The following is an 11,830-nucleotide window of genomic DNA, read 5'->3' on the forward strand; positions in this document are numbered from 1 at the left end:
GACATAATGAGGAAAATTCATTGCCTCAATGCGGTTTCCAGCTGCGGAACCGCATTGCTGACAGAAGATTATACATTAACAGATGACATAAAAGAAGCGGAGGGCGTCCTTGTCCGAAGCGCTTCCATGCATGAGCTTGAACTTCCGGAAGGTCTTTTAGCCATTGCAAGAGCCGGGGCGGGAGTCAATAATATCCCTCTGGATGAGTGTGCCGCAAAAGGGGTCGTGGTGTTCAACACCCCTGGAGCCAATGCAAACGGAGTCAAGGAACTGGTCATCGCTGGCCTTATGCTGGCTTCCAGGGATATTGAAGGAGGCATCCGCTGGTGTAAAGATAATAAGAATGATGAGAACATTGCAAAATCTGCGGAAATAGCCAAAAAAGACTTTGCAGGATGTGAGATCAAGGGAAAGAAGCTGGGCGTCATCGGCCTTGGAGCCATTGGTTCGGAAGTGGCAAATGCCTGCTCTTCCTTAGGGATGGAGGTCTATGGGTACGATCCCTTTATTTCCATAAACGCAGCATGGAAGCTGTCCAGAAACATCAAGCACATTACCTCCGCGGATACCATTTACCAGGAGTGCGATTACATAACCCTTCACCTGCCCTTAATTGATTCTACAAAAGGAATGGTGGATAAGGCTGTCCTTGACCACATGAAGGACGGCGTTGTAATCCTGAACTTTTCAAGAGATGTTCTGGTGAATGAGGATGATATGGCAGAGGCCCTTAAATCCGGCAAGGTAAAGAAATATGTGACCGATTTCCCAAATCCAAAGTCCAGCCATATGGAGGGAGCCATCGTTATCCCCCACTTAGGCGCTTCTACCGAGGAATCTGAGGATAACTGCGCCAAAATGGCGGTAGAGGAGATCGTGGATTATATTGATAACGGCAACATCCGCAATTCCGTTAACTTTCCTTTCTGCGACATGGGAGTGTGCAAGGCGGTCAGCCGTATTGCAGTGCTTCACTTAAATATCCCCAACATGATCGGGCAGATTACGGGAACACTGGCAGCAGGGGATGTGAATATCTCCGATATGACTAACAAAAGCCGTGAAAAATATGCATATACCCTCCTTGATCTGGAGAGCGCCCCGGATGAAGAGAGCATAAAGAAACTAAGTGACATCAAAGGCGTACTCCGGGTAAGGGTAGTTAAATAGAGTTGGAGTTTAGCCATGCCATTCATCATTTAGCGGATAGAAGTTTTATCCTAAAGGTAAGTGAAGAGGCCGCTAAATGATTCATGCCGGGCGTCCGCCCTATAGAAACATGTATGTGATTTGTACTTAGTGAGCAAGCTCACACGCACAAATTACATACATGTTTCTGCATGATTGAACTGTAAACAAATAAAGGAGATATTATGGCGATTGTAAAACCATTTCAGTGCGTTAGGCCTGATGAACGGTATGCTCATCAGGTAGCAGCCCTTCCCTATGACGTGTACAGCCGTAAGGAGGCTTGCCAGGTGACAGCAGCCAACCCAAGGTCATTTTTAAACATTGACAGACCGGAAACCCAGTTTTCCGATGATGTGGATACCTATGATGACCGTGTTTATGAAAAAGCCGGGGAGATGCTGAAAAACTGGATAGAGGACGGGACTTTTAAGAAGGATTGTCTGGAAGCCTATTATATCTATGAACTGACGATGGACGGAAGGCGTCAGACCGGGATCGTGGCCTGTTCTTCCATTGATGATTACGTAAATGGAGTTATTAAAAAGCACGAAAACACAAGGGAAGAAAAGGAAGTGGACCGGATCCGACATGTGGATACCACCGATGCCCAGACCGGCCCAATTTTCCTGGCCTACCGTTCCAATGAAGCGGTCAACGGGATTGTGAATTTAGTAACAGGTACAGAGCCCATGTATGATTTTATGGCGGAAGACGGGATCAGCCATAGGGTATGGCAGATCCATGACAAAGACAGGATTTCCGTGATTGAAGAGGCTTTCCGCACGATCCCCTCTACCTATATCGCAGATGGACATCACAGGGCGGCTTCCGCCGTAAAGGTAGGGCTTAAGAGGCGCATGGAAAATCCGGAATATACAGGGGAAGAACCCTTTAACTATTTCCTTTCCGTGCTGTTTCCCCATGACCAGCTGATGATCATGCCATATAACCGGGTGGTTAAGGATCTAAACGGCCTTTCAGAAGATGAGTTTCTTCAAAAAGCAGGGCAGTCCTTTGAAGTGGCCTGTATGGGGACTGAAGCTTTCGCCCCTTTGAATAAATGGTCTTTTGGAATGTACTTAAACCAGAAATGGTATAGCTTGAGGGCTTTAAATTCCCTGAAATCTTCAGATCCGGTAAAGGGCCTGGATGTATCCCTCCTCCAGGACAATCTGCTGGGTCCTGTTTTAGGAATCGGAGATCCAAGAACGGACAAGAGAATTGATTTTATCGGAGGGATCCGTGGTCTTAAGGAGCTGGAAAAACGGTGCAGCCAGGATATGGCGGTTGCATTTTCCATGTACCCCACCTCCATTCAGGAACTATTTGCCGTGGCGGATGCAGGGCTTTTGATGCCCCCTAAATCCACATGGTTCGAGCCAAAGCTCCGCAGCGGTTTATTTATCCATCTTCTGAAATAAAACACGCCGTCCCCGGCAGGTAAAAGCCTATGGGGACGGCGTTTCTTTTTCAGGTTCTTTTTTAAGTTGTTCATCGCGGTAGGTGGCGTAAACCTCCAGAAGCTGAGGGCGTTTTACAACTTCTATTTTTTGAAAAATATTATGAACATGCGTTTTCGCTGTTCCCAGAGAGATGTATAAATCATCGCTTATCTCCTGGTTGGTTTTGTCCATTAGAAGAACTCTCAGTATTTCCCTCTCCCTTGCGGTAAGATGGAAAGCTTCGCTGAAACGGTACAAAATACTTTCTTCTATATCAGAGGGCAGATTTCCCCGGGTATGGCTGGTTACCTCTGATACAATGGTATTATTCTTTAATAATATCTTTAAGTAGTACATAAGATACCCGGCAGAAAATATGGCATAAATAAGATATAAGATATCGGAGCTAAAACTCCTGTTATTCATATTAATATAATATTTTGAGTAAGTATCAAAGTTAAAAATCACAATGGTATCTTCTGCAATGATGGAGATATTCATGATGACCGTAAAATAAAAAAGCCTTTTACACCATATAAAGAAAGGATCCTGATATTCCTCAGGGTTCTTTTTTATTATCCCCAGGCATTCTGTTCCAATATAGGCGTTATAAAGCTGGCTTGGGAGGAAATAGAGCCATATCTTCCAGGCACTGTTTTCCATGATCGGTATGAACAGCATGAAAGTCACGTAAATTACTAAAATCATATAATCACGCCAATTGATTGCTTTATTTAACAACCGTTTGAAAATGGTTAAGTAGCCCAGTGAAAGGATCAGGTAGATCATTGTCTTATGGGTCGGAACGATCATAAAAAGCCTATTATAATTTTCTGCAAAATTCCCAAACATTTCTGACGCAAAAATCACAATATCATCCATTAAAACTGCCCCGAATATAATCCCTATCCATAACAGGATCTTTTCTTTCCCATTAAAAAAGAGAGAGAAAGACATCCAAAAGATACCTGAGTATACCATGATCAGAACCAGATTGTAAATGAATACGATACCTTTTTCCATAATTCCTCCTGATTGTTGTTCGTCCGCATGCTGTCCATCATCAGTATAGCAAATAAAAAAGTTTTTTCAACTCCAAAATTTCACGAGAAGCCTATTTTTTGGTGCACAATGCACAAAAGTTTAGAGAAGTTTATGTGGATTAGAGTTAAAAGTGTTATAAATATCTACCCTCTGGTTGCATTCTCAACCGGAGTGAGAACTGTTATTTTCATCTTGTGACGACGCAGCAAAAAGCAAATCACGGCAGAACAAAAATCACAAAAGGAGGTTTTACTGATGGCAGAGAAAATAGTCCTTGCTTTAGGCGGAAATGCGCTGCAGTCAGGAAAGGGAGAAGCAACTGCTCAGGCACAGCTTGAAGTCGTTCATAAGACTTGTGAGTATATAGCAGAATTAAATGAGCGTGGCTATGAGATGGCCATTGTACATGGGAACGGACCTCAGGTGGGCAGAATTTTGCTTGCCTCTGAAACTGCAAAAGATGTAACACCGCCTATGCCATTTGATGTGTGCGGGGCAATGTCCCAGGGTTATATCGGATATCATTTGCAGCAGGGTCTGAAATATGCGCTCAATAAGAGGAATCAGAACTTTCCTGTTGTCACCATCGCTACCCAGATGATTGTAGACGAACACGATCCGGCTTTTCACAATCCGACCAAACCCATCGGACCTTTCTATTCCAAAGAAGAGGCTCACGCTCTGGAAGAGGAAAAGGGATACGTTATGAAAGAAGATGCCGGCCGGGGATACCGCAGAGTGGTCGCGTCTCCTATTCCTAAAAAGATTGTGGAGATTGAGGCGGTAAAAGAGTTATGGCCAAAGGCAATTGTCATAACCTGCGGAGGAGGCGGAATTCCGGTCATTGAAGATCCAACCGGAGCTCTCCATGGAACAGCAGCAGTGATTGATAAGGATTTTGCAGCAGAACTCCTGGCAGAAGAAGTGGAGGCAGATATACTGGTGATTTTAACGGAAGTGGAAAAGGTGGCAGTCAATTACAAGAAACCGGATCAGAAGAATCTGGACCATCTTAGCCTTATGGAAGCAAACCGGTATTGTGAGGAAGGGCAGTTTGCTCCGGGAAGCATGCTTCCAAAGGTTCAGGCAGCTATGAAGTTTGTAAGATCCAATCCGTCAAAACGGGCGATCATCACCTCTCTTGACAATGCGGTTGAAGCGTTGGACGGAAAGACAGGCACTATATTCACATTTAACTAATTAACAATAAAAATTTATATAAGGAGACTTTGCCATGAAAGCAAACGGAATTACACATTTTATTGACACCAACGATTTCACCAAGGAGCAGTTGTTAGACATCATTGAACTGTCTCTGGCAATTAAAAGAAGTATCAAGGCAGGCTATAATCCTCCTCTGTTAAAAGGAAAAACACTGGGAATGATTTTCCAGCAGTCTTCAACAAGAACCCGTGTTTCCTTTGAAACAGCGATGGAACAGCTTGGCGGACATGCCCAGTACTTAGGACCTGGCATGATCCAGCTTGGCGGACATGAAACCATCGGCGACACAGGAAGAGTGCTTTCCCAGATGATCGATGTGGTAATGACCAGAGTGGTTGAACACAACACAGTGGTAGAGTTAGCCAAAGCATGCACGATCCCGGTATTAAACGGTATGAGTGATTACAATCATCCAACCCAGGAAATCGGCGATCTTTGTACAATCGTAGAGCATCTTCCAAGAGGCAGAAAGCTGGAAGACTGCAAGGTTGTTTTCGTAGGCGACGGAACACAGGTATGCGCTTCTCTCGGATTTATCACCACAAAGCTTGGCATGCATTTCGTTCATTACGGACCAAAGAACAATCAGCTTTTAGAAGAGCACAAAAAGATCATGGAAGAAAACTGCAGGATCTCCGGCGGTACATGGGAAGTAACCGATAACCGTGACAGCGTAAAGGGTGCAGATTTCATTTATACAGACGTATGGTATGGACTGTATGAAAACGAGACACCAAAGGAAGAGCGCGTTGCTACATTCAAGGATTACCAGGTAAACAGAGATTTAATGTCTCTTGGAAATATCGGATGCAAATTCATGCACTGTCTGCCTGCTACCAGAGGAGAAGACGTGACCGATGAAGTCATTGACAGCGATAGCTCCATTGCATTCTTAGAGGCAGGAAACCGCTTAACAGCAATGAGAGGTCTGCTTGTTTACTTTACACAGTATCAGAGAGATCAGGCTCCAAGCGAGCTTCAGATCGCAGCAGCAAAGGAACAGTTAGAGAAATTCATGGATGATAGAAATATCAGATAGGGGGAGAATTATGTCAGACGCGCCAAAGAAGAAGTTTCGGTTAATTGATGCCATAATGACTGTAATATGCGTTGTATTTGTGGCAGAAGCAGCAAGTCCGGTGGCGGCGATTGGTAATTCCCAGTATTTCTGGTGGATTTTCCTCTTAATAGCATTTTTGCTGCCATATGGCTTGATCTCCTCAGAACTGGGGACAACCTATGAGGGTGACGGTGGATTATATGACTGGGTGTCAAAAGCCTTTGGTAAAAAATGGGGAGGAAGGGTGTCCTGGTATTACTGGATCAACTTTCCGCTTTGGATGGCTTCTTTGGCGCTTATGTTCCCCGAAGTTATTAATCTTTTGACCGGAGGACAACTGGGATTTTTCCCGTCCTTGATCATAGAGCTTGCCTTTGTATGGATCATTGTTTTTATCAGCTTTCATTCGATTTGTGACAGTGCCTGGATCTTAAACGGGGCGGCAGTAATTAAAATACTCATAGCTGTAATCCTGGGCTGCCTTGGTATCTATGGTGCGGTGACTCATGGAGTTGCCAATGAATACACCTTAGCTTCATTGATTCCAAGCTTTGATTTAAACAGCTTATCCTACATATCAGTTATTTTATTTAACTGTCTTGGATTTGAAGTTGTTTGTACCTTTGCGGATGATATGGAGAATCCCAAGAAGCAGATTCCTCAGGCCATTGTTGCAGGAGGTATTGTCATTGCTGCTATCTATATCTTTATGGCATTCGGAATCGGTGTTGCGATTCCGGCCGACCAGATCAGTACCAGTACCGGATTGGTTGCAAGTGTCCAGCTTTTGACCGGCAGCACCAGAGGAATCATTGTCACAGTGGTTGCCATTGGTTTCCTGCTTACGCTTTTTGGAAATATGGTTTCCTGGTCACTGGGAGTAAACAATGTAGCGGCTTATTCGGCAGAGAACGGGGATATGCCGGCGGTATTTAAGATAAGAAGCAAAAAGAATGATATGCCCACTGGCGCTGCCATTATGAATGGACTGGTAGCCAGCACGGTTTTAATCATCGCGCCCTTAATACCTAATCAGGATCTGTTCTGGTGCTTCTTCGCACTGAATCTGGTTATGTTTTTGCTTTCCTATATTCCTGTATTTCCGGCCTTCTTAAAGCTCAGAAAGATAGACCCGGATACAGAACGGCCCTTTAAGGTTCCGGGAAACAACGCTTTCTTAAGGGTTTTGGCATTCGTCCCAATGACACTGATCATCGTGGCGCTGATCTTCACCGCAGTTCCTTTAAGCTTTGATCCGGACACCCTGGCAGGAGTCCTGCCGATCACCATCGGTGCGGTAGTATTCCTCATACTTGGCGAGCTGATTGTAAACAGAAAAAGAGATAAATAAGAAAGAGAAGGGATAAATTATGGCAAAGAGAATTGAGAACACAACTCCAAAGCAGGACGGATACCGTATGCCTGCAGAATTTGAAGAGCAGGAACAGATTTGGATGTTATGGCCGGAAAGGCCGGATAACTGGAGAAACGGCGCAAAGCCTGCACAGGCTGTATTTACTGAGGTTGCTAAAGCGATCCTTCAGTTTGAGCCGGTTACCGTTTGTGTATCCCCGGCGCAATTTCAGAACTGCCGCGCTCATCTTCCGTCTGAAATCCGGGTGGTTGAAATGACAAGCAATGATTCCTGGATCCGTGACTGCGGACCTACCTTTGTCATCAATGATAAAGGCGGCATCAGAGGCTGCGACTGGACCTTTAATGCATGGGGCGGTCTGGTAGACGGACTTTACTTCCCATGGGATCAGGATGATCTTGTGGCCCATAAGGTATGTGAAAACGAAGGAATCGATTCCTATCGTACCGAAGGCTTTGTTCTGGAAGGCGGTTCCTTCCATGTAGATGGAGAAGGAACCATTATTACAACAGAAATGTGCCTGTTAAGTGAGGGAAGAAATCCTCATATGACAAAGGAAGAAATCGAGAAGATGCTGGATGAATACTTGAACTGCCAAAAAGTAATCTGGATTAAGGATGGCATTGATCCTAACGAAACCAATGGACATGTTGACGATGTTGCCCAGTATGTAGGACCAGGAGAGGTTGCCTGCATCTGGACTGAGGATGAAGAGAATCCTTTCTATAGAGAAGCTCAGGAAGCTTATAAGACCTTATCTGAAGCAGTAGACGCAAAGGGCCGTAAATTAAAGGTACATAAGCTTTGCCTGACCAAGAAGCCGGTTCTGCTTCACGGCTCAGAAGCCATTGATATGGTAGAAGGAACTCTTCCAAGAGAGGACGGCGAGGTTTCCATCGCTTCCTATATGAATTTCCTTGTAGTAAACGGGGGAGTGATCGTTCCCCAGTATGGCGATGAAAACGATGCATTGGCCTTAAGGCAGATCCAGGTGATGTACCCGGACCGCAAAGTAGTTGGGGTACGTACCGAAGAGGTTGCATTTGGCGGCGGAAATATCCACTGCATTACCCAGCAGCAGCCAAAAGTAAAATAAAGCGTATCACACATATCTCCTCGAATGTATGCATTGTACGGGGGCTGTTGCACTTGCCGCAACAGCCCCCGTACTTATTTAAGAGTTAATTTTCTTCCTTAGGAGGTTCCGGTGGAATGAAATTATCAGGGATCCCGGGATCTGTCATATCATAAACCCGGTTATACTCCTTTGTCTCCTGGTTTTTAAAAGTCTCGGAACGGTTCATGGTAAGGAATTTGGTCAGTTCATAGCAGCTCACCCAGATCTCGTTGTTCCCTTCCTTCTGAGACTCATCAAAGATGAGCTGAAGTCCAAAGTGGAGATGAGGTTCATTGATATTATTGGTATTTTCATTCCGGCTGTATCCGGTACGGCCCAGATAACCGATCACATCTCCCGCCGTAACGATGCTGCCCTGGCTTAAGGATTTATGATAAGGATAATTCTTTCTTAAATGGGCGTAATAATAATACCGTTTGCCATCAAAGCTGCGGATTCCTAAACGCCATCCACCGTACTGGTTCCATCCGATGGCCTCCACATAGCCGCTTTCCACTGCAATTACGGGAGTCCCCACCTGCCCCATCATATCATGCCCCAGATGCTGCCGTCTGTAGCCATAAGAGCGTGCAACCCCAAAATCGTCAAAATCATTGTAGGGGAAACCCTTAGCAATAGGAGAAAAGCCTTTCAGCCCATACTTTTTTACCCAGACCTTATCCGGATCTAAGCTGCCGTCGGGAAGAAGGGCAGGAGTGGCGTAAAGGGGAGCGTTTTGGGAGGGAATCTGAATGTCATACTGGCCTACAAGGCCATCCAGCACAGCTCCATAGGCTTCTCGGTAATAAGCATAATGGCTCATTTTTGCAGTCAGTTCTTCCATGGTCTTGCCGGAAAGAAGCTGTTCTGCCAGCGAATCCAAGTCTTTGGTGGAATACCTGGAAAAATCTCCTCCATACTTGGCGCCAAGATAAGCAAGCAGATCCACCCAGTTTAAATGGGGTTCGGATTGACAGGTGTTGACATCATACCGGAAGGCTTCCTGCATGGCCCTTGCGGTCACATCAAAATCCACCCATTTTATGTATTTTTTTGCTTCTGAGGGACTGGCGTTTCTGTCCTGATTGACCACCGGAAATGATAGCTTCCCGCCTGGGGATATGAAAAACAAGGAGACCAGAAGAAATGTCAGAATGATGACTTCTATGTAAATAATGATATGGTGTCTGGATACATGGGAAAGTCTGATATCTTTTTTGAATAGGTTCATAAGCGTTCTCCTTGTCATTCCATGGCATGATTTACTTAATAAGGGCAAGCCAGGCCCGGTCTGAATACAGCAGATCAGCCGTTCGATGAGCCGCCAGGTTAATCAAACTTCTTACATATGAAAAAGGAAAGCAGATTACTAAGGCTTTCCTATATAAGATATGCAAAGGCATTAAAAAATATGAAGGGAAACAGGTGGGGAGAGTCTATATTGGAAAAAATAAGTGTTCGTGGTATAATTTTCATTAAGAATAAAAATGATGCGGAACATGAAGACTTAAACCGCAGCGGAAAGTGAGGCTAGGAATGAATAATTTCGAGTATTGTGTACCTACAAGGGTGATATTCGGCCGTGATACCCATAAAAAGGCAGGAGCCATTATTTCTGAATATGGATTCCATAAGATCATGATTCATTATGGAGGCGGCAGCGTAAAGGAAAGCGGTTTGCTTGGACTGGTGGAAGAATCCTTAAGGGAGCATGGAATAGAATATGTTCTTTTTGGAGGAGTACAGCCAAATCCAGTTTTATCACTGGTAAAAGAAGGCATGGAATTATGCAGAAGGGAAAATGTGGAGTTCATTCTGGCAGTGGGAGGCGGAAGTGTCATTGATTCAGCCAAGTGCATTGCTGACGGAGCGCCTAATCCGGAAATTGATCCATGGAAATTCTTTTTAAAAGAAGAAGTTCCGGCAAAAGCCCTTCCCCACGGAAACATTCTTACCCTGTCCGCTTCAGGAAGTGAGACAAGCCTATCCTGCGTCATCACAAATGAAGACGGGGACTTGAAGCGGGGATTCAACAGTCCGACCCATCGTCCTCTGTTTGCCATCTGCAATCCGGAGCTGACCTTTACGGTTAACAAATTTCAGACCGGCTGCGGAACTGTGGACATCATGATGCACACCCTGGAGCGGTATCTGGGAGGAACGACAAAGGATACACCTTTGACAGACCGGATCGCAGAAGGGCTTTTAACCTCCGTTATGGAAGCGGGAACCGTGGCGGATAAGAATCTTAAGGATTATGAGGCACGTGCCACTCTTATGTGGGCGGGCAGCCTTTCCCATAATGAACTAACCGGTCTGGGAAGGGAATTTATGATGCAGGTTCACCAACTGGAGCACGAGCTGTCCGGGATGTATCCGGTCATTGCCCATGGCGCCGGTTTGTCTGCCCTGTTCTGTTCCTGGGCCAGATATGTATGTGAATACGATCCTATGAGGTTTGCCCAGCTGGCTGTCCGGGTGATGAATGTGGAAATGAACTTTGAAGAACCTTTAAAAACAGCTCTTAATGGGATCAACAGATTGGAAGAATTTTTTAGGAGCCTTGGAATGCCTGTCAGCTTAAGAGGACTGAATGCGGGAATAAAGGAAACGGATTTAGAAATTCTGGCGGATAAATGCTCCTTTTACGGAACCAGAACCTTGCCCGGAATCCGGTCACTGGGGAAACCGGAGATGATTGATGTGTACCGGCTGGCGTTTTAGGGCTTTGCGTAAACTGCTGCCTCGGGCGGCTGCTATCTAGCTTCTGCCAGGCTCCTTATTTATGGCCACATAAAAGCGGCCTGCTTTGATTGATGATCAGGCAGGCCGTCTCCAATGAAAGAAAATCGGGGCAGGATAACATCCAACCTCCGATCTTGGGTTTGGTTTTATAGCTTGTATTTTTGCGATTTTTTAAATGTGGTATTATATATATCATAAAATCACCTTACCTTTCTGTTCTGCAGCGAGGTAAAGGGGATATAGCATCCTGATATTTTCTGCGGACCTTCACTAACCTTTATAGCATCCCATTTTGCATATATTCGTTACAACCGCCCTTGCTTCCTCTTTCTCTCCTTCTTTGCAAAAGGGTTTGAAAATGGATACCATGGTTATGGCATTTTGCGGCGGGCGGGTCATAATGAAGGAATTGCAGATAAAGCGGAAGTTGATTCCCCGGGCTTCCTGAATGGCTACCAGGTAAGGCTTGTAGGTTGCGCCCCGTAATTCCCTGGTGGCTTCAAAGAAGATTGCCAGGTCCTTGCAGTTTACATCGCGGTAGGGGGTAAAATTGCATGGGCAGCACATATAAGAAACTCCTTTGCCTTTTCTATTGTTATATCATATGCGGCTCCGGGGACGAGCGTGAGTCA

The 11,830-nt window shown here is 45.2% G+C and carries 10 protein-coding genes; 7 read left to right on the top strand and 3 right to left on the bottom strand.

Going from position 1 to position 11,830, the window contains the following annotated elements; translation table 11 throughout:
* The first annotated feature begins 6 nt into the window (after positions 1-6).
* A complete protein-coding gene (locus AC27IJ_RS01680; RefSeq protein ID WP_312446041.1) occupies positions 7-1,170 on the top strand; it encodes a phosphoglycerate dehydrogenase in 1,164 nt (387 codons plus the stop codon).
* 203 nt (positions 1,171-1,373) lie between these two features.
* On the top strand, positions 1,374-2,612 hold the full coding sequence (locus tag AC27IJ_RS01685; protein WP_487147286.1) for a DUF1015 domain-containing protein: 1,239 nt from the start codon (positions 1,374-1,376) through the stop codon (positions 2,610-2,612).
* Between the two features lie 27 nt (positions 2,613-2,639).
* Here AC27IJ_RS01685 and AC27IJ_RS01690 read toward each other — a convergent pair whose 3' ends face one another.
* Entirely contained in the window at positions 2,640-3,656 is a 1,017-nt protein-coding gene (locus AC27IJ_RS01690) for a helix-turn-helix domain-containing protein (RefSeq protein ID WP_313256654.1), read from the bottom strand.
* Positions 3,657-3,932: 276 nt separating this feature from the next.
* Here AC27IJ_RS01690 and arcC point away from each other — a divergent pair, with 276 nt between their 5' ends.
* Genes arcC through aguA form a run of 4 tightly spaced genes read left to right on the top strand, consistent with a single transcriptional unit; the run spans position 3,933 to position 8,432 of the window.
* Positions 3,933-4,877: a carbamate kinase gene (gene arcC / locus AC27IJ_RS01695; RefSeq protein ID WP_487147287.1), complete on the top strand. Its 945-nt coding sequence runs from the start codon at positions 3,933-3,935 to the stop codon at positions 4,875-4,877.
* 34 nt (positions 4,878-4,911) lie between these two features.
* The gene (gene ptcA, locus AC27IJ_RS01700) at positions 4,912-5,940 is read left to right on the top strand and encodes a putrescine carbamoyltransferase (protein ID WP_312446049.1); all 1,029 of its coding nucleotides are present in this window, start codon (positions 4,912-4,914) and stop codon (positions 5,938-5,940) included.
* A gap of 10 nt (positions 5,941-5,950) precedes the next feature.
* Positions 5,951-7,312 (top strand): APC family permease, encoded by a 1,362-nt coding sequence (locus AC27IJ_RS01705; protein ID WP_312446050.1) that lies wholly within the window; start codon positions 5,951-5,953, stop codon positions 7,310-7,312.
* A gap of 19 nt (positions 7,313-7,331) precedes the next feature.
* The gene (gene aguA, locus AC27IJ_RS01710; RefSeq protein WP_312446053.1) at positions 7,332-8,432 is read left to right on the top strand and encodes an agmatine deiminase; all 1,101 of its coding nucleotides are present in this window, start codon (positions 7,332-7,334) and stop codon (positions 8,430-8,432) included.
* Positions 8,433-8,517: 85 nt separating this feature from the next.
* Here the strand turns inward: aguA and AC27IJ_RS01715 are convergent, their stop codons facing one another.
* Positions 8,518-9,684, bottom strand: a complete 1,167-nt coding sequence (locus tag AC27IJ_RS01715) for a M23 family metallopeptidase (protein ID WP_312446055.1) — start codon at positions 9,682-9,684, stop codon at positions 8,518-8,520.
* Between the two features lie 305 nt (positions 9,685-9,989).
* On the opposite strand from AC27IJ_RS01715, the gene AC27IJ_RS01720 reads away from it, so the two are divergent.
* Entirely contained in the window at positions 9,990-11,177 is a 1,188-nt protein-coding gene (locus AC27IJ_RS01720) for an iron-containing alcohol dehydrogenase (protein ID WP_312504222.1), read from the top strand.
* 291 nt (positions 11,178-11,468) lie between these two features.
* On the opposite strand, the gene AC27IJ_RS01725 is transcribed toward AC27IJ_RS01720, so the two are convergent.
* Complete coding sequence (locus tag AC27IJ_RS01725) at positions 11,469-11,765, bottom strand: hypothetical protein (protein ID WP_312504223.1); 297 nt, start codon at positions 11,763-11,765, stop codon at positions 11,469-11,471.
* Between the last annotated feature and the right edge of the window lie 65 nt (positions 11,766-11,830).

Source organism: Lacrimispora sp. YZC11 (genome assembly GCF_057543815.1).